Consider the following 26122-nt stretch of genomic DNA (forward strand, 5'->3'; position numbering starts at 1 on the left):
CAGTCGGTGCGGACCTGCAGCCCCTCAGTTCTAAGCATGTGCTTATTTTCTAAGCGTTTGCATATATTGACCACGCCCGCGGCACGGTGTCAACCCCCGGACGGTCGCGATTGTGCTCAACCGACAACGAACCGCCCGAACTCGAGCCCCCGAGGCCGTTTCTTGCACGAAAACCCCTCGATAGTGTTGTGGATCACACCACAACGAAAGGGCGGACGAAATCGTGTCGCACATCGGGTATTTCGCTTGGGACCTCGCCACACAGCGTGCTGACGCGCCGTGCCTGCGCGACGACCGACTCGAACTGACGTACCGGCAGTTCGCGGAGCGGGTCGACGCCTTCGCCGCACAGTTGTCCGAGAACGGTGTCGGACGTGGCGACGTCGTCGCGATCATGCTGCCGAACCGGGCGGAACTGCTCATCGCCCTGATGGCCTCCTGGCGGATCGGCGCGGCCGCGACCCCGGTCAATCCGACGTTCACCGCAAGCGAGGCGGAGTACCAGATCGACGACGCCACAGCGATTCTCGTCGTCAACGAGGGACCCGACGCACCGACCGGCGGCCGTCCGGCGATCGCCGTCGACGACATGGCGACGATCCCCGACCCCGCCTGGGCACCGGGCACCACCGCCGGCGGAGACGACCTCGCCCTGCTGATCTATACGTCCGGGTCGACCGGACATCCCAAGGGCGTCATGCTCACCCACGACAACCTGCAGTTCATGAGCTCGTCGATGGTGCAGCATTTCTCGTTGACCGCCGACGACCACTGCCTCCTGATCCTGCCGCTGTTCCACGTCAACGCGATCTGCGTCAGCTTCCTGAGCCCGATGCTCGCCGGCGGTCAGCTGAGCGTCACCGGACGCTTCTCACCGGCTCGGTTCTTCGACGACGTCGCCCGCCTGCGGCCGACGTACTTCTCCGCGGTTCCGACCATCTACGCGCTTCTGGTCTCCCAGGACACCGTCGGCGACACCTCCTCGCTGCGGTTCGCGGTCTGCGGGGCCGCCCCGATCTCCAAGGAACTTCTCGACCACGCCGAGCGGCGTTTCGGGCTCGTCATCGTCGAGGGCTACGGGCTGACGGAGGGCACGTGCGCGTCCGCGTGCAATCCGCCTGCCGGCGTTCGCAAGCTGGGCACCGTCGGCCCCGCGCTGCCGGGGCAGACCATCGCGATCGTCGACGAGTCCGGGGCACCGGTGCCTGCGGGGACGGTCGGCGAGGTGGTGATCCGGGGCGCGAACGTGATGCGCGGCTACCTCGGCCGCCCCGAGGAAACGGAACGGACCGTCGTCGACGGCTGGCTCCACACCGGCGACGTCGGCCGACTCGACGACGACGGCTACCTCACCCTCGTCGACCGCATCAAGGACATGATCATCCGCGGTGGGGAGAACATCTACCCCAAGGAGATCGAGAACGCTCTCGCCACCCACGACGACGTCCTCGAGGCGGCCGTGATCGGTGCCCCGCACGACGTGTACGGCGAAGTGCCGGTCGCATACGTGGTCACGTACCCGGACACCGCCGTCACCCACGATGTCCTGGCCGAGCACCTGAGTAGCCGGCTCACGAAAGTCAAACTGCCGGTGGCCATTCACATCGTCGACGCGCTGCCCCGCAACCCTGTCGGCAAGATCGACAAGCCGGGACTGCGGAGTCGCCACCGGCCTGCCGCCGTCAGCTGATCCAGTAACACCCCACACCTCGGGACGCACCCGAGGCGATGCCCCCTACCCTCAGGAGCCTCCCATGGGATTCAAGACCGGGAACTTCCCCGAAGTCGACCCCGCCACCTTCCTCGATCTTCCGTTCCGCGACCGCCTGCGCGCCATGTCGACCCATTGGGTCGACTACGGCTTCGGAACCCCGAAGATGGTGCACACCATCTACATTCTGAAACTGCTCGTCCTCTATCTCGGCATCGGACTGTCGCTCGCGACATTCACGTCCGGCCTGAACGTCCTCGACGTCGGCGCCTGGTGGAACCAGCCGATCGTCTACCAGAAGCTGATCCTGTGGACGGTGCTGCTCGAATCGGTGGGTCTCGCCGGTTCGTGGGGTCCGCTCGCCGGGCACTTCAAGCCGATGACCGGCGGCATCCTGTACTGGCTGCGCCCCGGGACCATCCGGCTCCCACCGTGGCCGGGCAAGGTGCCGTTCACCTCGGGCGACACCCGCACCGTCGGCGACGTCCTGATCTACGCGGCGTTACTGCTCAACATCATTGTGGCGCTGATACTTCCGGGAGTACACACGTCGTCGATCGACGCGGCCATCACCGACAACTCCGGACTCGTCCGCCCCGCGGTGCTGTTTCCCCTGATCCCGCTGCTGGTGCTGATCGGTCTGCGCGACAAGGTCATCTTCATCGCGGCTCGCAGCGAGCAGTACCTGCCCGCGATCGTCTTCTTCGGGGTCCTGCCGTTCGTCGACATGATCATCGCGCTGAAGCTGCTGATCGTCTCGGTGTGGGTCGGGGCGGGCGTCTCCAAGCTCGGGCACCACTTCTCGATGGTGGTGCCGCCGATGCTGAGCAACACCCCGTGGATGCCGTTCAAGAAGATCAAGCGCGCGCACTACCGCAACTTCCCCGAGGACCTGCGGCCGTCGATCGTCGCCGGTGGTGTCGCCCATGTGCTCGGGACGGTCGTGGAGGTGGTGACCCCGCTGGTGCTGCTGTTCTCCACCAACCGCACGCTGACGCTGCTCGCAGTCGCGCTGATGGTCGCGTTCCACCTGTTCATCCTGTCCACGTTCCCGCTGGCGGTGCCGCTCGAGTGGAACCTGCTGTTCGCCTACGCGTCGATCTTCCTGTTCCTCGGATTTCCCGCCTGGGACGGGTACGGCGTGGCCGACATGTCCTCGGTGTGGCTGACCGCGGTGATCGTCGCCGCCCTGGTGTTCTTCCCGATCCTCGGCAACCTGCGCCCCGACCTCGTCTCGTTCCTGCCGTCGATGCGTCAGTACGCCGGCAACTGGGCGTCCGCCACCTGGGCCTTCGCACCGGGCGCCGAGGAGAAGCTCGACGAGCACATCATCCGTCCCACCAAGAACACGCGCACCCAGCTGCTCGCCACCTACCCGCCGGAGGTCGCGGACGTGGTGATGCACCAACTGCTCGGCTGGCGGTCGATGCACAGCCAGGGGCGGGCGTTGTTCTCGCTGATGATGCGCCACCTCGGCGACGACATCGACACCTACTCGCTGCGCGAGGCGGAGTTCAGCTGCAACTCGCTGGTGGCATTCAACTTCGGTGACGGTCACCTGCACAACGAGTTCCTGATTGCGGCACTCCAGCGGCGCTGCAACTTCGCTCCTGGCGAGTTCGTCGTCGCGTGGATCGAATCGCAGCCCATCCACAGGGGCACTCAGCAGTACAAGGTGATCGACGCCGCCCTCGGCGTCATCGAGCGGGGAACCTACAAGGTGTCCGACGCTATCAACGAGCAGCCGTGGCTGCCGAACGGTCCCATTCCGTTCGACGTGCAGTGGACACTGGAAGGAGACGGCTCGAACGTGCGGACGCGGGAGGCGAGGATGCAGGAGACAGATCTGGTGGTGCGGCCGTGACCACCGCAGTCGTGGTCGGCAGCGGGCCCAACGGGCTCGCTGCCGCGGTCCACCTCGCCCGGCACGGCGTCGACGTCCAGGTCCTCGAGGCCGCCGACACCATCGGCGGCGGCACCCGCTCCGGCGAACTCACGGTCCCGGGACTGCTGCACGACGAGTGCTCGGCGTTCCACCCGATGGGTGCCGGGTCGCCGTATCTGCAGACGCTCGACCTCGGCCGGTACGGGTTGACGTGGAAGTGGCCGGAGATCGACTGCGCCCACCCCCTCGACTCCGGTGAGGCGGGGTTGCTGCACCGCTCGATCGCGGCCACCGCCGCCGGACTCGGCGAGGACGGCGCGCGCTGGCAGCGCATGTTCGGCGGACTCGCCGACGGATTCGACGACCTCGCCGCCGACCTCATGCGTCCGATCGCGAACGTGCCCCGGCACCCGCTGCGGCTCGCCAGCTTCGGACCCCGGGCCCTGCTGCCGGCCGCGGTGACGGCCCGCTGGTGGCGCACCGACAAGGCCCGCGCACTGTTCGGCGGTGCCGCCGCGCACGCCTACTACCGCCTGGACCGGCCCGCGACGTCCGCGGTCGGGATGATGATCGTCGCCGCCGGGCACCGCTACGGCTGGCCGGTCGCCGAGGGCGGATCGCAGTCGATCACCGGCGCACTCGCCGCCCTGCTCACCGACCGGGGCGGCAAGATCACCACCGGTGTCCACGTCCGCGATTGGAACGAACTTCCGCCCGCCGACGTCGTCCTGCTGGACGTCGCGCCGTCCGCCGCGCTCGGCATCCTGGGCGCTCGCCTGCCCGACCGGGTGGCCCGTGCGTACCGGCGGTTCAAGCACGCGCCCGCCGCCTTCAAGGTCGACTTCGCCATCCAGGGCGGGGTGCCGTGGGCCGATCCCGAATGTGGACGCGCCGGGACCGTCCACCTGGGTGGCAGCTTCGCCGAGATCGCGGCCGCCGAACGCGACGTCGCTGCGGGCCGGATGCCGGGGCGGCCGTTCGTCCTCCTCGGTCAGCAATACCTCGCCGATCGCAGTCGTTCGAACGGCGATCTGCATCCGCTGTACGCGTACGCCCATGTCCCGCACGGCTACACAGGCGACGCGACGGAGGCGATCACCGCGCAGATCGAACGGTTCGCCCCTGGCTTCCGGGACCGCATCGTCGCCACGGTGAGTAGCGGACCGGCGCGTCTGGCCGCGTCGAATCCCAATTACGTCGGCGGCGACATCATCGGCGGGGCCAACACCGAAACCCAGGTGGTGCTGCGGCCGCGCATCGCCCTCGACCCGTACAGCACCGGGGTACCGGGAACCTACCTGTGTTCGGCATCGACGCCGCCCGGCGCCGGGGCACACGGCATGTGTGGGTACAACGCGGCGCAATCGGCCCTGCGCTATCTGCGGAAGGGCGGAGGGGACGTGCTGTGAGCAGTCCCGCCCCCGGCGACCGCGGCGCCGGTGCCAGGCGCCGCATGGCGCGGGTGCCCGCGATGGCGGAAGCCGAGGTCCTCGACATCGTCGCCGGTATCGCCCGGAAACTCGATGTGCGGCAAGCGGAGATCACCCGCTCGATGAGCGCGCTGCTCGCGCACGAGATCGACCAACTCGACGAAGACCCGCAACTCGTCGAACTGCTCGAGGCGAGCGTGAACGGCAACGTCTCGACGATCGTGCACGTCCTCGCCAACGACATTCCCGTCGATCACCTGCAGCCCACCACCGCCGCCGTGGAGTACGCGCTGCGGCTGGCCCAACGCGACGTGTCGTCGAACTCGCTGGTCCGCGCGTACCACATGGGCCAGGACGACCTGATCAAGATCTGCTACGACGAGGTCAGCTCCCTCCAATTGTCCGGACCGCTGACCCTCGCTGTGCTCAAACACATTTCGGAGGTCGTGTACAGCTACATCGACTGGATCACGCTGTACGTGTTCGACGCCTACGAGCAGGAACGGCGGCGCTGGCTGGGTGCCCGCGGCAACGTCCACTCGTCGACCATCCACACCCTCCTCACCGGAACGGGCGACGACGGGTCCGCGTTCGAGACCGAAACGCACTACCGGCTCGAGCAGACGCACGTCGCGATGATTCTGTGGTCCACCGGTCCCGACACCGAGGCGAGCCTCAACACCCTCGACCACTACGTGCGGGATCTCGCCCGCCACCTCGCCACCGACTCCGCACCCATCGTCACCGCCATCGACCGCCGAACCCTGTGGGCCTGGCTCCCTTTCGGCCTCCGGAAACCCGTCCTCGACACCACCGAACTCGCCGCAACCCTGCCCGCGAACCCGGGCATCCGGACCGCGATCGGACTGCCCGCAACCGGGGTCGCGGGATTCCGGCGGTCACACGAACAGGCCCGCGCCGCCTACTCCGTCGCCACCGTGCCCAACACCCCGGCCCGGCCGATCGTCGGCTTCGGCGACCGCGGCGTCGCCGTCGTCTCCCTCCTCGCCGAGAACCTGGACTCCACCCGGGCGTGGGTGTGGGAGGTCCTCGGCCCGCTCGCGGAGAACACCGACCAGGCCGCGACACTGCGGACCACGCTGAGCACCTACTTCGCGACCGGCGAGAGCCACCTCCACACCGCCCAGCAGATGAACCTGCACCGCAACACCGTCAAATACCGCATCACCAAAGCCCTCGGCGAGCCCGCCACCGGCACCCACAGCAAGCTGGATCTCGCTCTCGCCCTGCAGGTGTGCGAGTTCCTGGGTCCGACGGTGCTGAAGTAGGCCCTCCGGGCTTGTGCGCCTTTCTGGTTGTTCCAGCTACCAGAAAGGCGCACGGGCGGCGGAGCCGCCTACGCCCGCCCGAGGATCGCCTGCAGGTCGGCGGAGGGGGAGAGCGTGCCGTACTCGTGGGTGCGGTCGGGGCCGAGGCGGGCGTCGACGAATGCGTCCGCTACCGAAGCAGGGGAGAACCGAACCAGCAGCGACGCCTGCAGTGCGAGGGCCATCGATTCGACGACGGTGCGGGCGCGCAACTGTGCGCGGGCCGGGTCCTCGGTGGCGAGTTCGCCGAGCTGACGACGGACCCGGTCGAGGTGCTCGTCGAGCACCACGCTGCTGCCGCGGGCCAGGTTCACCTCGGCGTCGAATGCGGCGACGCTGTCGGGTTCGCGGGTCATCGCGCGCAGGACGTCGAGGGCGATGACGTTGCCCGACCCCTCCCACACGGCCATGACGGGCTGCTCGCGGTAGCGGCGGGCGAGCGGGAAGTCCTCGGTGTAACCGTTGCCGCCCAGGCATTCCAGCGCCTCGTAGGCGTGGTGCGGGCCGCGCTTGCAGATCCAGTACTTCGCGACCGCGGTCGCGAGCCGGCGGAAGCTGCGTTCCTGCTCGTTCGCGTCGTCGTCGTGTGCCCGGGCGAGGCGCAGCGCGGTGACGGTGGCCGCCTCCGACTCCAGCGCCAGGTCGGCCAGCACCGACGTCATGGCCGGCTGATCGGCCAGGACCTTCCCGAACGCCGAGCGGTGGCGGGCGTGCCACACTGCCTCGGCGACGGACTGCCGCATGCCCGCGGTGCTGCCGAGCACGCAGTCGAGGCGGGTGCGCGCGACCATCTCGATGATGGTGCGGACGCCGCGTCCCGGTTCACCGACCATGACGCCGACGGTGCCGTCGAGTTCGATCTCGGACGACGCGTTGGACTTGTTGCCCAGCTTGTTCTTCAGCCGCTGGATGCGGAAGACGTTGCGGGTGCCGTCCGGGAGGATGCGCGGCAGCAGGAAGCACGAGAGGCCCTCGCCGCCCGCGCCTTCCGCCTGCGCGAGCACGAGGAACGCGTCGGACATCGGCGCGGAGCAGAACCACTTGTGTCCGGTCAGCAGGTAGTCGGCGCCGGGACCGCCGCGTCCGGCGGGTGTCGCGACGGTGGTGTTGGCCCGGACGTCGGAGCCACCCTGCTTCTCCGTCATGGACATGCCGAAGATCGCGGACGCCTTGCCGGGTGCGTCGAGTTCGGGGGTGTAGCTGCGGGACAGCGCGCGCGGCTTCCAGATCGCGGCGACGTCGGGTTGCAGGTCGAGGGAGGGGATGACGGCGTTGGTCATCGAGATCGGGCAGGAGTGTCCGGGTTCGATCTGCGCGAACATCATGAATGCCGCTGCGCGAGCGACATTCGCACCGGGCTTCGGGTCGGCCCACGCCGACGTGTGCGCCCCGTGCGCGACGGCCGCGGAGATGATCCGGTGGTACGCGGGGTGGTATTCGACCTCGTCGATCCGGTTGCCCCAGCGGTCGAACGTCTTCAGTTCGGGGATGATCGTGTTGGCGAGTTCGGCGTCGTGCTGGAACGTGGCGCTGCCGACGAGTGCGCCGATGTCGGTGAGTTCGCCGGTGGCCCAGTCGGCGTCGTGGCGGCGCACGCCCTCGGCCAGCACCGTGTCGAGGGTGAACTCGTTGACGTCGGTGCGGGGCACCGACTGGTTGAGCACGGTGTGCGTCCGGTGGGGTGCGGGATGGGTGATATTCGTTTCGGAAAAAGTAGTCATGACAGTGTCTTTCGTGAGTCAGCTCGCGGAGCGGATCAGGTGCTTCTGGATCTTGCCGGTGAGGGTGCGGGGCAACACGGTGGCGAACACGTAGTCGCGGGGAATCTTGTAGCGCGCCAGCTTGTCCGACAGGTAGTCGCGGATGTCGTCGGCACCCACGACGTCCGGTTCACGCCACACGACGTGCGCGACGACGGTCTCGCCCCACTCGGGGTGCGGCCGGCCCACCACCGCGACATCCACGACGTCGGGATGGCCGGAGATGGCGTCCTCCACCTCCTTGGAATAGACGTTCTCGCCGCCGGTGATGATCATGTCTTTCGCCCGGTCGACGATGAAGAGGTAGCCGTCGTCGTCCCGGCGTGCGAGATCGCCTGTGCGGTACCAGCCGCCGTCGGCGAACACGGCTGCGGTGGCGTCGGGATCGTCGAGGTACCCCTGCATCACGGTCTCGGTGCGCAGCCAGATCTCGCCGATCTCCCCGGCGGGCACGTCGACGCCGTCGGGCCCGGCCAGGCGCATGTCGACGCCGGCGAGCGCCGCCCGGCCGATCGAGCCGGCCTTCGCGAGCTGTTCCTCCGGGTAGAGGACGGCCCCGACGGGACCGGTCTCCGTCATCCCGTACACCTGGTAGAAGCGGGTGGTCCGGTACGACTCGACGAGAGTCGGCGCGCCACATCGGCGCCGATAGGTCCGCCGCCGTAGAGCCAGGCCCGGACGCTGGACAGGTCGTAGTCGGCGAAGTTTCGTACCGCATTCAGCGCCGTGGTGTAGATGACCGGCGGCCCGAAGCACAGCGTGATGCGTTGCTGCTGTACCGCTTCCAGGAAGTGGACGGGATGGTATTCGCGGACGAGCACGACGGTGCCGCCCATGTACAGCGTCGCCATCAGCCAGTTGTTGAGCGGCGACGCGTGCCAGATCGGGACGGCCATCAGCAGTCGCTCGTCGCGGGTGATCGACAGACCGAGGGCTGCCGTGGTCGCCACGAGCACGACGTTGCGATGACTGTGCACGCAACCCTTGGGCGCGCCGGTGGTGCCGGACGTGTAGAGGATTTCCGCGGGGTCGTTCTCGTCCGGCTCGATGCCGTCGATGCCGTCCAGGTCCGCGATCGCGTCGTCGAAGAAGGCGTGGCCCTCCACGGCGGTGTCGGTGGACAGCAGCTGCACCGGCGTCTCGAGTCGCTCGATGACGGGTGCGAGGTCGCCGTCGAAGACGCATACCTTCACCTGCGCGTGCCGCAGGATGTAGTCGACCTCGGGTGCCTGCATCTTGTGGTTGACCGGCACCACCACCGCGCCGATGCGCCAGGCGCCGAGCATCGCGTAGACGAAGCCGGGGGTGTTGAAACACATCAGAGCGACGCGGTCGCCGTGCCCGACCCCCAGTTTCCGTAGCAGGGCGGCGGCGTGGCGGCTGCCGTCCTGCACGGAACCATACGTATGGTCGCGACCCTGAAAATGGAGAAAGGCCTTGTCGGGCGTCTTCCGGACGTTGCTGTCGAATACGCGAACGATGTTCATCGCGCTCCTTGGAGGAGAGAAGGTCAGTCGATGGAGGTGTTGCGGACGGTCTCGGGGATCTGCAGGTTCGCGAAGATGACGGCGACGGCCTCCTCGAGCGAGTAGCCGAAGCTCTCACCGGTGGCGGTCTTCTGGATCACGAGGCCGAAGATCGCCGACCAGAACGCCTTCGATTCGACGTCGATGCCGGCGCGCAGTTTCCAGCCGGTGCGTATCAGGGTGCGGATCAGCGCGTCCTCGCCCGAGGAGTGCAGGGTGCGGAGGGTGTCGGTGATGAGGTCGCGCAGTTCGCCGCGGCGTCCCGTCATCAGCATCGCCGAGGTGAAGAGTTCGACGCTGGGCGCGCCGGGCCCGAGCAGGGAGCCGACGAGCTTCTCCGTGTAGTCGCCGACGGTCTCCGCGGTGGCCGCATCGTCCTCGGCCCGTTTGCCGGCACGCAGGACGGCAGCGCACGCGACCTCGACAAAGAGCCGCTCCTTGGAACCGTAGTAATAGGTCACCTGGTTGGGGTGGGCCCCCGCGGCGGCGCAGATCTGCGTGATGGGGACGCCCTCGCCGTGCTCGAGAAAGAGTTCGGTGGCGGCGGTGAACAGGGCGTCGCGGGTCTGGCGACCGGACTCCCTACTGGCACGCGCTGCTCGGCCCGTCTGCGACACCATGACTGCCTCCCGCTTGTTTGTATGACAAACAATAACTCGACTTTGTTTGTATGACAAACAAGGAGAGTGACGGGCGTCGCCCCGCACGTCCTCCGACCCCGGAAATACCGACCGCCAGGGTTACGCTGCTCACCATGTTTTCTTCCGTCGGAGCGAAGATCCGAGTGGTGGTGGCGCTACTGCTCACCGCCCTGCTGGCGCTGACCCTGTCGTCGTGTTCGAGTGACGGGGAGACGTCGGGGGCGGCACCGCAGGATCTGTGTTCGCCACCCGGCGTGGGCGCGGCCACTGCCGCCCCGACCAATCTCGCCGCCTCCGGCGCCGCGGCCGAGGACCGCTACACGACACCGTCGACCACCCCGATCGACCAGATCGACGCGTCGAAACTGAACCTCATCACCCCCGGCGTGCTCACCGTCGGCACGCTGTCCGACGCACCGCCGAGCATCTGCGTGAACTCGGAGAACGAGTTCACGGGCTACGACAACGAACTGCTGAAGGCCGTCGCCGACAAGCTGGGCCTGCGCGTCGACTTCGTCGGCACCGAGTTCGCCGGACTACTCGCCCAGGTCGCCGGACGCCGCTTCGACGTCGGATCCTCGTCCATCACGACAACGGACGAGCGCCGCAACACCGTCGGCTTCACCAACGGCTACGACTTCGGCTACTTCTCCCTCGTCGTGCCCAACGGCGGTCCGATCCAGGGCTTCGACGACCTGACCGCGACCACTCGGATCGGTGTCGTCCAGGGCACCGTCCAGGACGACTACGTCGTGAACACGCTGAAGCTGAACCCGGTGAAGTTCCCCGACTACGCCACCGCGTACGCGAACCTGAAGTCCGGGCAGATCGACGCCTGGGTGGCGCCGTCGCAGCAGGCCGAGGGCGCCATCGCGCCGGGCGATCCCACGTCGATCGTCGAGAACACCTTCAGCGTCAACAACTTCGTGGGCTGGGCCGTCAACAAGGAGAACCAGCCGCTCATCGACGCCCTCAACTCCGGGCTCGACGCCGTCATCGCAGACGGCACCTGGGCGCAGCTGTACTCCGACTGGGTGCCCCGCGAACTGCCCGAGGGCTGGAAGCCCGGCAGCAAGGCGGCACCGGTGCCCGACCTGCCGGACTTCGCCGCGCTGGCCGCCCAGAACTCGCAGAACACGACCGAAACCCCGGTCGCGGAACCCAAGTCGACACTCCAGCAGCTGAAAGACACGTTCTTCAACTGGGACCTCTACACGCGGGCGTTCCCGGATCTGCTCAAGACCGGTCTGCCGAACACGCTGATCCTGGCGTTGGCGTCGGGCATCGTCGGCACCGTCCTCGGCATGCTGCTCGCGATGGCAGGCATCTCCCGCACCCGCTGGCTCCGCTGGCCCGCCCGCGTCTACACGGACGTGTTCCGCGGGCTGCCCGCCGTCGTCATCATCCTCATCGTCGGTCTCGGCGCCGGACCCATCGTCAAGGGACTCACCGGCAACAACCCGTACTGGCTCGGTGCGGCCGCGCTGTCACTGCTCGCGTCCGCCTACATCGGTGAGATCTTCCGGTCCGGCATCCAGAGCGTCGAACCCGGACAACTCGAGGCGTCCCGGGCGCTCGGTTTCAGCTACCGGAAGTCGATGACGCTCGTCGTCGTTCCGCAGGGTGTGCGACGGGTGCTGCCTGCGCTGATGAACCAGTTCATCTCCCTGATCAAGGACTCGTCGCTGATCTACTTCCTCGGCCTGCTCGTCAGCCAGCGGGAACTGTTCGCCGTCGGCCGCGACCTCAACGCGCAGACCGGCAACCTGTCGCCGCTCGTCGCCGCCGGCCTGTTCTACCTGGCGATGACGATTCCGCTGACCCACCTCGTCAACTACATCGACAACCGCCTGCGCACCGGCCGCGCCGACACGTCCGGCACGCTCGACCCGGTGGAACAGTCCATCGTCGTGGAAAGGGGATAAGGCGATGGCCGTCTCTCTCACTGGCACCGACCTGCACCTCGCGTTCGGCACCAACAAGGTGCTCCGCGGCGTCGACCTCCACGTCGACGCCGGCGACACCGTCACCGTGATCGGACCGTCCGGCTCCGGAAAGTCCACCCTGCTGCGGGTCCTCAACCGGCTGCACGAACCCGATCAGGGCGACGTCCTGCTCGACGGGAAGTCGGTGCTGAAGGACAACCCGGACAAGCTGCGGCAGCGCATCGGCATGGTGTTCCAGCACTTCAACCTGTTCCCGCACAAGACCGTCGTCGACAACATCGCCCTCGGGCCCCGCAAGCTCAAGGGGATGTCCAAGGACGAGGCGCGGTCGCTGGCGCTCGAACAGCTCGAACTCGTCGGGCTCGCCAACAAGGCCGACTCGCGGCCCGGGAACCTGTCGGGCGGGCAGCAGCAGCGCGTCGCGATCGCCCGCGCCCTGGCGATGAAGCCCGAGGTGATGTTCTTCGACGAGGCCACCTCGGCACTCGACCCCGAACTGGTGAAGGGTGTCCTCGCGCTGATGGCCGACCTCGCCAAGGGCGGCATGACGATGGTCGTCGTCACCCACGAGATGGGCTTCGCCCGCGAGGTGTCCGACACGGTGCTGTTCATGGACCACGGCGCCGTCGTCGAGACCGGGAAGCCGGACCAGCTGTTCGACAAGCCCGAAACCGAACGGCTGCAGCAGTTCCTGTCCCAGGTACTGTAGGCCGCTCCGCGGCCTGTGCGCCTTTTTGGTAGCTGGAACAACCAGAAAGGCGCACGGGCGCGAAGCGCCTACCGCGTCATCGCCCGGATCCGCCTGGCCGCGACGGAGATCAGCGCCAGTGTGGGTTCGGTGGCGACCTCCGACTCGATTTCCGTCAGCAGTGCCCGCGCGCGGGCGAGCCGGGCGGCGTTGTGCTGTTCCCACTGGTCCACCTTGTCGGCCGCGTCATCGCCGGGTTCGCTCACGGACAGCGCGTCGAGGGTGATGGCGCGCAGCGAGCTGTAGAGGTCGTCGCGCAGGGCGAGACGTGCAAGGGCGTGCCACCGGTCCAGCCGGGGGAGCGCCGTGACGGCGGTCAGCGCGGTGTTGATGTGCAGGTGCGCCGACAGCGCGAAGTACAGTTCGGCGACGTCCTCGGGGCGGTGCTGTGAGATCTCCGCGATGTCCACGATGTCGAGGAGGCAGTACGTGTGCAGCAGGTCCGCCACGTCCGCGGCGAGCCCGGCCTCCGCCCCGCGCGATGTGAGGGCCTCGGTGCGCCGCTCCACCGCGGTGATCTCGTCGCCGCGCAGCCATTCCCGGACCCGCGGGCCGAGGTCGCGGACGACCGGCCGGTAGCGGGCGATGGTGGCCTCGAGCGGCAGCGGTTGCGGCCGGTGCGTGGTCAGCCACCGCGACGCGCGGTCGATCAGTCGCTGGGTCTGCACCGTCAGCGCGTTCGTCCCGGCCGTCGGCGTCGCGTCGGCCGCCGCCCGGATCCGCTCGAAAGTCGCTCCGAGGTCGAAGATCTCGGTGACCGCGGTGAAGGCGTTCACCGCCTCCGCGGAGTCGGCGCCCGTTTCCTCCCGCAGCCGGAAGGCGTACGTCATCCCCGCTCGGTCGACCATGTCGTTGACGACCGACGTCGTGACGATCTCCCGGCGCAGCGGATGCGCGGCGACCGTGTGCGCGAACTCCCGGCCGAGGCGCGGCGGGAAGTAGTTGTGCAGCCGGCCGGCGTAGACCCCGTTGTCGGGGAGGGTCGTGCCCGACACTTCGCTCTTGATGAAACGCTTGACCTGCGCGGTGAGCTGCGCCAGCTCCGGGCTCGTCAGTCCCTTCTGCTCACGTTCGAGTGCACCGAACTGCGCGGACGTCGGGAGCACGTCGATCGCGCGGTCCACGTGGCCGCGCCGTTCCAGGTCGTCGACCATGCGGGAGTGGAAGCTGACGAGAGTGCCGGCCTGTGCCCGGTTCAGGCTCATCATCTCGTTCTGGCTGCGGTTGTCGGCGAGGACGAGCCTGCTGACGTCGTCGGTCATGTCGGACAGCAACTCTCGCCGGTCCTGCGCGGCGAGGGTGTTGTCGGCGGTGGCGCCTGCCAGGGCGATCTTGATGTTGACCTCGTGGTCCGAGCAGTCGACGCCGGCCGAGTTGTCGAGCGCGTCGGTGTTCACGCGACCGCCGTTGCGCGCGTATTCGATCCGCCCGAGCTGGGTCAGGCCGAGGTTGCCGCCTTCGCCGACCACCCGGACGCGCAGTTGGGTCGCGTCGAGCCGGACCGCGTCGTTCGACTTGTCGCCGACGTCGGCGTGGCTCTCCGTCGTCGCCTTCACGTACGTGCCGACCCCGCCGTTCCACAGCAGGTCCGCGGGCGCACCGAGGACGGCACGCACGAGTTCGACGGTGGTGAGGACCGGATCGTCGTCGATCCCGAGAACGCGCCGGGCCTGCGGTGTCAGCCGAACGGACTTCGCCGACCGGTCGACGATCATCGCGCCGTCGCTGAGGACCGCCTTGTCGTAGTCCTTCCAGCTCGACCTGCCGAGCCCGAAGAGCCGTGCCCGCTCGTCCCACGACCGCTGCGGGTCGGGATCGGGGTCGATGAAGACGTGCCGATGGTCGAATGCCGCGAGCAGGCGGATGTGGGGGCTGAGCAGCATCCCGTTTCCGAAGACGTCGCCGCTCATGTCGCCGATGCCGACGACGGTGAAGTCGTCGGTGCGGGTGTCGACGCCCATCTCGCGGAAGTGCTGCATGACGCTTTCCCACGCGCCGCGGGCGGTGATGCCCATCGCCTTGTGGTCGTAACCGACGGAACCGCCGGACGCGAATCCGTCGCCGAGCCAGTACCCGCGCTCGAGTGCGATCGCGTTGGCGACGTCCGAGAATGCCGCTGTCCCTTTGTCTGCGGCGACCACGAGGTACGTGTCGTCGCCGTCGCGCCGGACGATGCCCTCCGGCGCGATCACCTGCCGGGTCGTGATGTCGAGGTTGTCCGTCATGTCGAGGAGGCTCGAGATGAATTCGCGGTAGCAGGAGATGCCCGCCGAGTACATCGCCTCCCGGTCGGCGGCGGCGTCGCCGGTCGGCACGGGCGGGTTCTTGACGACGAAGCCGCCTTTCGCTCCCGCGGGGACGATGACGGCGTTCTTGACCGCCTGCGCTTTGACGAGTCCGAGGATCTCGGTGCGGAAGTCGTCGCGGCGATCCGACCACCGGATGCCGCCGCGGGCGACGTCGTCGAATCGCAGGTGCACGCCCTCCATCCGGGGCGAGTACACGTAAGCCTCGTATTTCGGTCGGGGCAGCGGCAATTCGTCGATCGACGAGGAGTCGAACTTGAATGCGAGAGCGCGCGCGGCCCGACGGTCTTCGGCGTAGTACGTCGTCCGGGTGGTGGCGCGGATCAGCGAGAGCAGTGCCCGCAGAATCCGGTCGGCGTCGATCCCGGCGACGGCGTCGATCGCGTCGACGGTGCGGCCCTCGAGCGCGTCTTCCGCGGCGGCGTCGCGTTCGATGCCCGGGTCGAGGCGGAGCGCGTGGAACTCGACGAGGAGTTTCGTGATTGCACTGTTGCTCAGCAGGACTCGTTCGACGTTGCTGCGGCTGTACGGAAGCCCGGCCTGACGCAGGTAGGCGGCGTACGCGCGGAGGACGGTCACCTGACGCCACCCGAGCCCGGCGTGCAGGACGAGCGCGTTGAACCCGTCGACCTCGGTCTCACCCGTCCACGCGGCCCGGAACGCGTCCGCGATCCGGCTGTCCCGGGTCACCCCGTGACCGTCCGTCACGGCGACCAGATCGACGGTGAGGTCGTAGATCCAGGCACGGTGCCCGTCCGGGCGGGTCAGCGCGGCCGGTCGTTCGTCGAGCGCGTTGACGCCGAGGCTGGACAGGATCGGCAGAACCTCGTTGAGCGGCGCGGGTTTCCCGACCGCATAGATCTTGAGGTTCTCGTACGGCGCGGACGCCTCGGTGGTGGTGAACGTCAGCGCCACACTGTCGACGTCGAGGCGCTCCACCTCGGCGACGTCGCGGATCGCCTGTGCCGGATCGGTTTCAGTGGCGTAGCTGATCGGCAGCGCGGACGCGTAGTGGCGCGCGACCGCGGTGCCCTGACGGTGCGGTTCCCGGAGCAGCGTGCTGCGCCACAGCTCGTGGGACCAGGGGGTGTCGAGTTCCGTGCCGATGCTGTTCATGACGATGGGTGATCTCCTGTAGTGGGATCGGAGCGAGGCCGATCACGCAGTGGTGAAGCGAATCAGTTGACCGGGTCGAGCCTGGGCGATCCGGTCGATGTCCTCGTCCGCGACGACGCCGATGACGGGATACCCGCCCGAGATGGGATGGTCCGCGAGGAAGACGACGGGCTGTCCGCTCGGCGGAACCTGGATGGAGCCGAGCGCGACACCTTCGGTCGGGAGTTCGGCCTCGGACGTCCGCACCAGTGCCGGCGAGTCGCCGTGCCGGTTCAGGCGCGCCCCGATGCGATCGGTGTCCGGGGACACGGCCCACGCTCCCGTGGTCAACGCTTCGGGGTTGGTGAACCAGTCGTCGCGGGGGCCGCCGATGACCCGCACCGACAGCGTTCCCGCGTCCATCGGGGGGACGGGCGCGACGTCGACGTTCGGGAAGTTCGTCGCCGCGGCTCCCACGGGGATGACATCGTTGGGTTTCAACGCTTCCGGACCGATTCCGGAGAGGGTGTCGGTGCTGCGGGAGCCGAGCACGTCCGGCACCGCGACGCCACCGCGGATGCCGACGTAGCTGCGCAGGCCGACCTGCGCGTACTGCAGGCGCAGCGTCTGTCCCGGCTGCATCACGATGACGCTCGCGTGCCCCATCGGGATTCCGTCGAGCAGCGCCGTCGCGGGTGCACCGGTGACGGCGACGATGGTCACCTGCGGCGCCCGGAGGGCGAGGCCGCCCATCAACACCTCGATGCACGCGCTGTTCTCGTCGTTCCCGACCAGCCGATTGGCCAGCTTCGCGGACCCGCGGTCGGCGGCACCGGACACGCCCACACCCGAACTCAGGTAGCCGGGGCGGCCCAGATCCTGGATCAGGCTGAGCGGACCCGTTTCGAGTACTTCGAGTTCACTCACAGTGTTTCCTCGTCGACGAATCGGACGCGACGCCCCGGCTGCAGCAGCGCCGGAGGGTTCGCGTCGAGGTTCCACATCGGGGAGTCCGTCGTTCCGATGATCTGCCACCCGCCGGGTGAAGACCGGGGATACACCGCGCCGTAGCCACCCGCGAGGGCCACGGACCCGGCGGGCACCACGGTGCGGGACTGGGCCCGCCGTGGCACCGTGAGCCGGTCGTCGCCGCAACTCAGATAGGCGAAACCCGGTGCGAATCCGATGAACACACAGCGCCAGGTGGCCGCCGTGTGGGCAGCGATCACGTCCTCGCGGCTCACCCGCAGATGGCCGGCGACGTCGGCGAGATCGGCGCCGTCGTAGCGGACCGGGATGGTGACCGGCTCGGATTCGGATGCGCGGCTGTCCTCGTGGACCTCGAGGTCGACGGTCATCGTCCGCAGCGCGCGGCGCACCTCGTCGAGGTCGGTCCGCGGTGTCGTGGTCACGAGCACCGTCCGCGCCGCGGGAAGCACATCCTCCACACCCGGGACCGGGGTGCGGCGGAGGCGTTCGGTCAGCGACACCACGAACGGTTCCGACTCCAGTTCGACGAGGAGGGCCCGGTTGCCCGCCGGAAGGATTCGAGTGCCGGCGCTCGGGGTGGTCATGCGAAGGCCCCGAGCGTGACGTCGGCGCTCTCCAGGGCGTGCCGGACCTGGCGGGCCGTGCGCACGGATCCGGGCGAGTCACCGTGCACGCAGATGCTGTGCACCGACACCGCGACGTCGTCACCGTCGATCGACTCCACCGTTCCGCTCGACACCATGCGCACGGCCTGGGCGGCGGCGACGTCGGGATCGTCGATGACGGCGCCGGTCACCGAGCGCGGGGTCAACGTGCCCGCGGCGGTGTAGCGGCGGTCGGCGAAACCCTCGGCGACGAATTCGATGCCGTGGGTTTCCGCCGCGCGCTGCAACTGCGAGCCGGGTGGGCCCATCAGCGCGAGCGGTTCGGTGAACCGGTCGATGGCCGACGCGATCGCCTCGGCCCGCCCACAGTCGAGCGCGGCGGAATTGTAGAGCGCACCATGCGGTTTGACGTACGACACACGGGACCCGGCGGCACGTGCGAACCCGGCGAGCGCGCCGATCTGGTACAGCGTCTCGTCGCGCAGATCCGCCGGCGACACCGAAAGTTCCCGACGGCCGAATCCGGCGAGATCCCGGAAACCCACGTGCGCACCGATCGCGACGTTGCGCTCGGCCGCACCCTCGCAGGCCCGGCGGATGATCATCGGATCCCCCGCGTGAAAACCGCACGCGATGTTCGCGCTGGTGACGATGTCGAGGAGGGCCTCGTCGTCCGCCAGGGTCCACTGCCCGAAACCCTCACCGAGGTCGCAGTTCAGATCAACGCGCATCGGGAACCTCCAGGACGTACTCGCTGTCCGGGGTGTCGGTGATCAGCATGTACCCGGGCGCATGGGTGATTGCGAACGGCAACCGGGACGCCATCACCGCCGCCTGCGGGGTGACCCCGCAGGCCCAGAACACCGGCACGTCACCGGGCTCGAAATTCACCGGATCACCGAAGTCGGGGGCCGCGACATCGGCGATGCCGAGTTCCGCGGGATCGCCGATGTGCACGGGCCCACCGTGGACGGCAGGCATCCGCGCCGAGATCGACGCGGCGAGGGCCACCTGATGTTCGGGAACGGGTCGCATCGACACCACCATCGGTCCGCTCATCCGGCCTGCGGGCCTGCACTCACGGTTGGTCACGAACATCGGGACGTTGCTGCCCTGCTCGACGTGCCGCAGCGGGACCCCGGCAGCGGCCACCGGGTGCTCGAACGTGAAGCTGCACCCGATGTGGAAGGCCACGAGGTCGTCCCGCCACAACCCCGACACGTCCGCGGTCTCGTCGGCCAGTTCGCCGTCCTTCCACACCCGGTACAGCGGAAGGTCCGTGGTGATGTCGGTGCCGGGGGCGAGCATCGTCGTGCGGGAGCCGACGTCGCCGACGTCGAGGACGGGGCACGGCTTGGGGTTCCGCTGCGTGAACAGCAGGACGTCGTAAGCCCAGTCCTCCGGTACGGCGATGAGATTCGTCTGGGCGAATCCGGGCGCCAGACCGGCGGTCGGGGTGACGCGTCCCGAACGGAACGCGGAGCGGAGGTCGGCCGGTGAGTCAGTCAAGTTGGATCCCGCGGGTCTCGGGGAGGAAGAACAGGGCGAAGACGGCGATGGCGTATCCGAGCGCACCGAAGATCATCGCGCCGCCGATACCCAGCTGGGTGGCCGCCAGGAAACCGACGACCGCCGGGAACACGGCGCCGACCGCGCGGCCGAAGTTGTACGTGAAGCCCTGGCCCGTGCCGCGGGACTGCGTCGGGTACAGCTCGGACAGGAACGATCCGAATCCACTGAAGATCGCCGACGTGCAGAAGCCGAGGGGGAAGCCCAGGATGAGGATCAACATGTTCGCGCCCTCGGGCACCTGGGTGTAGCCCACCATGAAGACGGCCGACAGTGCCGCGAACAGCTGCATGGTCCGCTTGCGTCCCAGCTTGTCGGTGAGGATGCCGCCGCTGACGTAGCCGAGGAACGCACCCGAGATCAGGATGGCGAGGTAGCCGCCGGTGCCGACGACGTCGAGTCCGCGCGAGGTCTTCAGGAAGGTGGGCAGCCAGGACGCCAGCGTGTAGTAGCCGCCCTGCACGCCGGTGGCGAGCAGCGACGCGAGCACGGTGGTCTTGAGCAGTCCGCCGCGGAAGATCGCGGCGAACGAGCCGGTCTCCTTGCCCGCGGACTCACGACGTTTCGTGACGACCTCGGGATCCTTCAGATTCCGGCGAACCCAGATGATGAGGAACGCGGGCAGGACACCGGTGAAGAACAGCACTCGCCACGCGACGTCGGGATCGAACAGCTGGAAGACGACCGTGTAGACGATCACCGCCAGCGCCCAGCCCACTGCCCACGCGCTCTGGACGAACGCCACGGCCCGGCCCCGGTACTCGGCCCGGGCGTACTCGGCCACCAGAATCGCACCCGCCGCCCACTCGCCGCCGAAGCCGAGGCCCTGGAAGGCGCGGAAGACGAGTAGCGTCTCGAAGTTCTGCGCGAAGCCGCACAGCACCGTGAAGATCGTGTACGTCGCGACGGTGACCTGGAGGGTGCGGACCCGGCCGATCTTGTCGACGAGGATGCCGGCGAGGGCACCGCCGAGCGCAGACACGACCAGCGTCACCGTCGTCAGCAGGCCGGCCTGTCCGGTGGTGAGGCCGAAGTAGGCGGCGATGGCCGCGAGGCCGAGCGGGAGGACCTGGAAGTCGTAGGAGTCGAGTCCGTACCCGCCGAACGCGCCGATGAAGGCTCTCTTTCCCTTCGGCCCGAGGGTGCGGAACCAGTCGAAGGGGCGCGCCTGCGCGACCTCGGTCTGTGTATCTGTGGTCATGGCACCTCGCCTGAAGAAGGGATGTAACTGCCGGAAGAAACGGTGTAACTCCCATCACGGTACAAATCGTTCAACGATCCTGCAATACCCTGAGAGGATCGTTTAACATGGAATTCATCGCGGAACCGAGCTCACAACTATGATTGCGGTCGAGATCGAAACCTGAGGAGTGGACTTGACCAGCTCGAATGCCCTTCGCGGCGATGCGCATTCCCGCCTGGCCGCTCACCGCGGCCTGCTCGAACGCACCAGCAGGACCACCCGGGTGGCCGGCATTCTGCGGGACGCGATCATCGACGGAACGTTCCGACCAGGGGCGCGTCTCTCCGAACCCGACATCTGCGCCGCCCTCGACGTCTCCCGCAACACGGTGCGCGAGGCCTTCCAGATCCTGATCGAAGACCGACTGGTCGCGCACGAACTCAACCGCGGCGTCTTCGTCCGCGTGCCCACGGCCGAGGACATCACCGAGCTGTACATCTGCCGCCGCGTCGTCGAATGCGCGGGCGTCAACGGATTCGACCCCGCCACAGGCGACCTGTCGCGCGTGGCCGAGGCCCTGGACCTGGCCGACGAGCGGTACGCCGTCGAGGACTGGACCGGAGTCGGCACCGCCGACATCCACTTCCACAGCGCCCTCGCGAGCCTCAACAACAGCAATCGCATCGACGAACTGATGCGCAGCGTGTGGAACGAGGCGCGGCTCGTCTTCCACGTCATGGACGACGCCCACCGATTCCACGGCCCGTACCTCACCCGCAATCACGAGATCTACGACGCGCTGGTGGCGGGCAACACCGAAGCCGCAGGTCAGCTACTCAAGACCTACCTCGAAGACGCCGAGGCGCAGATCCTGGGGGCGTACCGCCCGTGAGCGGTTGACGAGTCCAGAGACTCGTCAACCACGCACGGGCGCGAAGCGCGAGAGCTGCGGTGAGGCTGCGACGACACGCTTGACCAACGATGCTGCGGCGGTGACCTGCGCCTGATCGATGCCGGTTTCCACATCATGACTGTGAAAATGCGCGACCAGTTCCTCGGTCGCGAGGTTGCCGTGTGCGCCCGGCGCGAAGGGGCACCCGCCGTATCCGCCGACCGCGCTGTCGAAGTGTGCGATCCCCAGATGGCGTGCCGCCTGCAGGGCGGTGGTGAGCGCTTGGCCGTCGGCGTTGTGCAGATGCAGTCCGATGGTGATGTCGGGCAGTGCTTCGCACACGGCGCCCACCGCGGTGAGCACGTGCTCGGTGGTGGCGGTGCCCAGGGTGTCGGCCAGCCCCAGGGCGCGTATCCCCATGGCTGCGAACTGTTCGGCGACCTCTACCAACCGGGTGGGTGAGACGGTTCCCTCGAACGGGCAGACGAATGCGGTGGATATCCCGCCGAGGAACCGTTGCTCCGGGTAGCGGGCCACCGCCTGGGACAGGTCCTCGAGGGCCTGTGCAGCAGACTTGCCGGCGTTCGCTCGGCTGTGTGCGGAACTGGCCGATGCCGCGATGTGCACGACGTCGACTCCGGCTGCCACTGCACGGTGGACCCCGGTGGCGTTCAGTGCCAACGCGCTGACCTGTGTGGTGGCGCGGTAGGGCTGCAACCGGGCGATGAGTGCGTCGGCGTCGGCCATCTGAGGAACGCGGGTGGGCGAGACGAAGGACACGGCTTCGATCTGCCGGACTCCGGCTGCCACCAGCGCGTCGGCGATGGTGAGTTTGTCGTCGGTGGCGACGAGGACGTTCTCGTCCTGTAGACCGTCGCGTAGGACGACGTCGGTGATGGTGACGGGCATGCGAGAACCTTCTCGAGAGGGCAGGGGGTCAGAGCGAGGTGGGAACGACGATCAGGGCCCAGGCCACCAGCGGGGCGAGGAGCACGACCAGGCCGCAGTAGGCCAGGACGCTGCGTTGGAACCGTTGACGGTCTTCGACATCGGCCTCGGCCACCACGATGGATCCGTTCGTGGCGAAGGGGCTGACGTCGACGACGGTGGAGGCGAAGGCCAGCGCGATGATGAATCCCAGCGCGCCGAGTTCCCCGGCGGCGAGCATGGGTGCGGCCAGCGGCAGCGCGATGCCCAGGGTGCCGATCGAGGAGCCGACCGCGGAGATGATCGCGGCGGCGTACAGCAGGATCAGCGCGGCGGCGAGAGGGGAGCCGAGGTGGGTGGCGGCGTCGCCGAGGAAGTCGAGGGTGCCGTTCTGTTTGAGCACCGTCATGTAGGTCAGCATGCCGCACACCAGCACGACGGCCGGCCACGCCACCTTGTCTTCGATCCGGGGCATCTTCTTCGGGGCCATCAGCAGCAGGACCGTGCTGATACAGATCGAGCTGACTCCGACGTCGACGTTGAAGGCCACCGAACCTACTGCCAGGAGCAGGATTCCGATGAGCGTCGCGGCCCGTTCCCGGTTGAACGGGGTGTGGCCGATGACGTCGACGTCGGGCAGGACGGCGGTCGCGGAGGCGGTGCCAGATCCCGGGCTGGGATGGGGGCGGGTCGGTGCGCCTGCGCTGGCGCCGGTGATCTCGTCACGGTCTTCGGGCAGCTCGTGGAGCAGGTCGCGGCCGTAGATGGCGAACAGTACGGCGAGGAACAGGGTGTTCAGTGCGAAGGGAACGATGAACAGCAGCATCGGGTTCGCCTCGTACCCGGCGGATTTGATCAATCCGTTGACGAAGGCACCGTAGATCGTGATGGGCGAGAACGCGCATCCCAGAGCGCCGTGGTTGATGGCCATGCCCATCAGCAGGGGGTTGATCTTCTTTTTCCCGGCCAGCCGCATGGCGATGGGGGCGAGCATGCCTGCCGCCATCGGTGATCCCAGGGCCATCAGCGCGCCGGAGAGCAGGAACATCATCCACACCAGCGCCCAGCGCCGTCCGTGGACCAGGCGTAGGGCCGATTCGACGATGATGTTGATGGTGCCGTTGGCCTTGGCGATGGCGAACAGCAGGGTGATGCCGGCGACGATCAGGAAGATGTCACCGGGAAATGCGTCGACGATGTCGTCGATCGGGATCCCCGACACCCATCCGCCGACGAGGAAGGCGCCGGCGAAGGCGAGGATGCCCATGTTGATCGGCACCTTGGTGGCGATGGTGAAGATCAGTACGAGGGCGAGGATGGAGATGGCGTAGACCATGGGACCGTGTTCTTTCCGTGCGGGGCAAACGGGAAAGGTGCGGCTGCACCAGGGAGCAGAGGGGCGGCGGAAGCCCGCGGGTCAGATGACGCCTGCTGTGCGCAGTGCGTTCAGGCGCTCGGGCGTCAGGCCCAGCATCCGGCCCAGTACCGGCTCGGTGTCGGCACCGAGATCAGGCCCCAACCATCCGACTTTCGTTGCCTGGCCGTCGAACTGAGGTACCACGCCGGGGAAGCGCACCTCCTCGGACGAGCCGTCTTCGACGTCGACCTTGAACGGCTGGATCATCCCGCGGGCCAGATAGTGCTCGTCGGAGACGATGCGGGCAGCGTCGTAGACGTCGCTTGCCGGGACACCGGCGTCGGACAGTTCGGTGACCACGTCTCTCGTGGATCTGGTCGTCGTCCATGCCACGATCGCCTCGTCGAGAACGTCTTCCCGTAGGTAGCGTTTGGTGCCGTCGACCAGGTCGGGATCACTCGCCAGGTCCGGGCGGCCGACGGCGTTCATCAGCCTGGCGAAGACTCCGCTGGCGTTCCCGGCGATCAGAACCGAGCCGTCGGCACACGGGTAGGAGCCGCTGGGCACCACACCGGGAAGATTGCCGGCGGTGCGCTCGCGCACCATGGCATAGGCGTCGAAGTCAGCGGTCAGCGACTCCATCGCCATGAAGACCGATTCGTAGAGTGCGACGTCGGCGACCTTGGGTCGCGGGTGGTCGCCGCCGCGGGCTTTGGCCAGAAGCATCATCAACGCGCTGACCGCGCCGTAGAGACCGGCGAGGGTGTCGCCCAGCGGTGCTGCCGGACGCACCGGCTCACGGTCGGGATAGCCGGTCACATACCGCAACCCACCGAACGCCTCAGCGACGCCACCGAAGCCGGCGCGCTGCGCATAGGGGCCGTTCTGGCCGTAGCCGGAGATCCGGACCAGGACGATGTCCGGGTTGGCTGCCTGTAACTGTTCGGGTCCGATGTTCCAGCGTTCGAGTGTGCCGGGGCGAAAGTTCTCGATCACGACATCGACGTTGGTGGCCAGGTCGAGCACCAGCTGCTGCCCCTCGGCGCTCTTCAAATCGAGCGTCACCGATCGTTTGTTGCGGGCGATGGTGCGATACATCATCGAGGTGGTGCCCCTGCTGCGACGCCAACCGCGCAGCTCGTCACCACCGTCGGGACGTTCGATCTTGATGACCTCGGCGCCGAAATCAGCCAGCAGCCGAGTCGCGAAGGGCGCTGCGATGAAGTTGCCCAGTTCCAGGACAGTGATGCCGTCGAGCGGACCTGTGGTGGCGTTGTTCATGACGCTCCGATTCCTGTCGGCGATGCGATCAACCTTCGTGATGACCCATTATTTGGGTCATTGTGGCCCGAATAATGGGGCAACCATAGTGCTCCGGGTCACAGAGCGCAACGATGCATGCCGGCCGGCACAGGTCGAGACGACAAGAAGAGACGCACCCGCCGCGGCGAGCCGGCGTCCGGGTCAGGAGTCGAGAAGTGACTTTTCGATGCGATGAGCGGCGTCGATGGCCGAGGGACCGAGGCGGGGGCCGGGATCGTCACCGAGCCGGTGCAGTGGGCCCGACACGCATACCGACGCGACGATCTCGCCGTGTACTCGTACCGGTGCACTGACCGAGCCGAGGCCGGGAACCCGCTCGGAGAGCGTCTGCCACCAGCCGCGGCGTCGCGCGACGGGGTCGTTGTCGAAATCGCCGGCCAGCACGTGACCGCTCGACCCTTCCGCCAGCGGAAATGTGGTGCCGACCGGCATGGTGGCCCGTAGTTCGTTCGACGATTCGACACTGGCGGCGCACAAGCGCAGGTCACCGCGCCGGACCCACAACTGCGAGGACTCACCGGTGCCCTCGCTCAGCTCCCGAAGCACCGGCATGGCGATATCAGTCATCCCCGCCGCAGTGAAGCGATACCCGAGCCAGTATCGGCCCTCGGCATCTCGCCGCAGGTAGCCATAGTGCGCGAGCTCGGCCACGAGACGTTGGGTGGTCGACTTCGACAAGCCGACAGTGCGCGCAAGCTCGCTGGTGATCATCGGTCGTAACTCGACGGCGTCGATGATGGCGAATGCGCGCGACAAGACACCGACCGTCTTGCGCTGCTCGTCCGCCATGGCCCGATTCTCCCCACGAAACCACGCCCGCGAACTGCATGGTGTTGCCGCTTGTGTCACACGATCCTAGCTTCGAGCACCAGCGACACGACGGATCACTGGTCTGGTCAC

The 26122-nt window shown here is 67.9% G+C and carries 19 protein-coding genes and 1 pseudogene; 7 read left to right on the forward strand and 13 right to left on the reverse strand.

Features of this window, described 5'->3' with window-relative positions:
• The first annotated feature begins 223 nt into the window (after positions 1-223).
• The 4 genes from G9373_RS08100 (at position 224) to G9373_RS08115 (ending at position 6315) form a co-directional block, all read left to right on the forward strand.
• On the forward strand, positions 224-1690 hold the full coding sequence (locus tag G9373_RS08100) for an AMP-binding protein (protein WP_167114577.1): 1467 nt from the start codon (positions 224-226) through the stop codon (positions 1688-1690).
• Positions 1691-1754: 64 nt separating this feature from the next.
• Complete coding sequence (locus tag G9373_RS08105) at positions 1755-3575, forward strand: DUF3556 domain-containing protein (RefSeq protein WP_167114580.1); 1821 nt, start codon at positions 1755-1757, stop codon at positions 3573-3575.
• A complete protein-coding gene (locus tag G9373_RS08110; RefSeq protein WP_167114583.1) occupies positions 3572-5005 on the forward strand; it encodes an NAD(P)/FAD-dependent oxidoreductase in 1434 nt (477 codons plus the stop codon). The genes G9373_RS08105 and G9373_RS08110 overlap by 4 nt, the downstream gene beginning before the upstream one ends.
• Before the next feature lie 44 nt (positions 5006-5049).
• On the forward strand, positions 5050-6315 hold the full coding sequence (locus G9373_RS08115; protein ID WP_167114695.1) for a helix-turn-helix domain-containing protein: 1266 nt from the start codon (positions 5050-5052) through the stop codon (positions 6313-6315).
• A gap of 68 nt (positions 6316-6383) precedes the next feature.
• Here the strand turns inward: G9373_RS08115 and G9373_RS08120 are convergent, their stop codons facing one another.
• From G9373_RS08120 to G9373_RS08130, 3 genes and pseudogenes are all read right to left on the reverse strand, one after another.
• Entirely contained in the window at positions 6384-8075 is a 1692-nt protein-coding gene (locus tag G9373_RS08120; RefSeq protein WP_167114586.1) for an acyl-CoA dehydrogenase family protein, read from the reverse strand.
• Between the two features lie 18 nt (positions 8076-8093).
• Positions 8094-9601 (reverse strand): annotated as a pseudogene (locus G9373_RS48135) (long-chain-fatty-acid--CoA ligase).
• Between the two features lie 23 nt (positions 9602-9624).
• Complete coding sequence (locus G9373_RS08130) at positions 9625-10260, reverse strand: TetR/AcrR family transcriptional regulator C-terminal domain-containing protein (RefSeq protein WP_167114589.1); 636 nt, start codon at positions 10258-10260, stop codon at positions 9625-9627.
• A gap of 134 nt (positions 10261-10394) precedes the next feature.
• Between G9373_RS08130 and G9373_RS08135 the strand changes: the two genes are divergently transcribed.
• Together G9373_RS08135 and G9373_RS08140 are read left to right on the forward strand one after the other, a co-directional pair.
• Entirely contained in the window at positions 10395-12206 is a 1812-nt protein-coding gene (locus G9373_RS08135; protein WP_037203497.1) for an ABC transporter substrate-binding protein/permease, read from the forward strand.
• Between the two features lie 4 nt (positions 12207-12210).
• Entirely contained in the window at positions 12211-12936 is a 726-nt protein-coding gene (locus tag G9373_RS08140; RefSeq protein WP_005249317.1) for an amino acid ABC transporter ATP-binding protein, read from the forward strand.
• 68 nt (positions 12937-13004) lie between these two features.
• On the opposite strand, the gene G9373_RS08145 is transcribed toward G9373_RS08140, so the two are convergent.
• From G9373_RS08145 to G9373_RS08170, 6 genes are read right to left on the reverse strand one after another with little or no spacing between them, the layout of a single operon-like run.
• On the reverse strand, positions 13005-16397 hold the full coding sequence (locus G9373_RS08145; RefSeq protein WP_064080194.1) for an NAD-glutamate dehydrogenase domain-containing protein: 3393 nt from the start codon (positions 16395-16397) through the stop codon (positions 13005-13007).
• Positions 16398-16439: 42 nt separating this feature from the next.
• Complete coding sequence (locus G9373_RS08150; RefSeq protein WP_120660122.1) at positions 16440-17303, reverse strand: biotin-dependent carboxyltransferase family protein; 864 nt, start codon at positions 17301-17303, stop codon at positions 16440-16442.
• Positions 17300-17950 (reverse strand): allophanate hydrolase subunit 1, encoded by a 651-nt coding sequence (locus G9373_RS08155; protein WP_054247464.1) that lies wholly within the window; start codon positions 17948-17950, stop codon positions 17300-17302. The genes G9373_RS08150 and G9373_RS08155 overlap by 4 nt, the downstream gene beginning before the upstream one ends.
• The gene (locus G9373_RS08160; RefSeq protein ID WP_005571257.1) at positions 17947-18702 is read right to left on the reverse strand and encodes a 5-oxoprolinase subunit PxpA; all 756 of its coding nucleotides are present in this window, start codon (positions 18700-18702) and stop codon (positions 17947-17949) included. The genes G9373_RS08155 and G9373_RS08160 overlap by 4 nt, the downstream gene beginning before the upstream one ends.
• The gene (locus tag G9373_RS08165; protein WP_120660121.1) at positions 18692-19480 is read right to left on the reverse strand and encodes a putative hydro-lyase; all 789 of its coding nucleotides are present in this window, start codon (positions 19478-19480) and stop codon (positions 18692-18694) included. The genes G9373_RS08160 and G9373_RS08165 overlap by 11 nt, the downstream gene beginning before the upstream one ends.
• Positions 19473-20741, reverse strand: coding sequence for an MFS transporter (locus tag G9373_RS08170; protein WP_005571253.1), 1269 nt, complete (start codon positions 20739-20741; stop codon positions 19473-19475). Before G9373_RS08170 ends, G9373_RS08165 begins: the two co-directional genes overlap by 8 nt.
• A 169-nt stretch (positions 20742-20910) precedes the next feature.
• Between G9373_RS08170 and G9373_RS08175 the strand changes: the two genes are divergently transcribed.
• Entirely contained in the window at positions 20911-21615 is a 705-nt protein-coding gene (locus tag G9373_RS08175) for a GntR family transcriptional regulator (RefSeq protein ID WP_065492669.1), read from the forward strand.
• A gap of 24 nt (positions 21616-21639) precedes the next feature.
• Here G9373_RS08175 and G9373_RS08180 read toward each other — a convergent pair whose 3' ends face one another.
• The 4 genes from G9373_RS08180 to G9373_RS08195 form a co-directional block, all read right to left on the reverse strand.
• On the reverse strand, positions 21640-22524 hold the full coding sequence (locus G9373_RS08180; RefSeq protein WP_120660120.1) for a hydroxymethylglutaryl-CoA lyase: 885 nt from the start codon (positions 22522-22524) through the stop codon (positions 21640-21642).
• Between the two features lie 28 nt (positions 22525-22552).
• Positions 22553-23878 carry an SLC13 family permease gene (locus G9373_RS08185; protein WP_054247467.1) on the reverse strand — a complete coding sequence of 442 codons (1326 nt, stop codon included), beginning with the start codon at positions 23876-23878 and terminating at the stop codon, positions 22553-22555.
• An 81-nt stretch (positions 23879-23959) separates the two neighbouring features.
• Positions 23960-25180 (reverse strand): CoA transferase, encoded by a 1221-nt coding sequence (locus G9373_RS08190; protein WP_054247468.1) that lies wholly within the window; start codon positions 25178-25180, stop codon positions 23960-23962.
• 183 nt (positions 25181-25363) lie between these two features.
• Positions 25364-26011 carry an IclR family transcriptional regulator gene (locus G9373_RS08195; RefSeq protein WP_005571245.1) on the reverse strand — a complete coding sequence of 216 codons (648 nt, stop codon included), beginning with the start codon at positions 26009-26011 and terminating at the stop codon, positions 25364-25366.
• Between the last annotated feature and the right edge of the window lie 111 nt (positions 26012-26122).

This window comes from Rhodococcus sp. A14, assembly GCF_011603105.1.
Taxonomy (GTDB): domain Bacteria; phylum Actinomycetota; class Actinomycetes; order Mycobacteriales; family Mycobacteriaceae; genus Rhodococcus_F; species Rhodococcus_F opacus.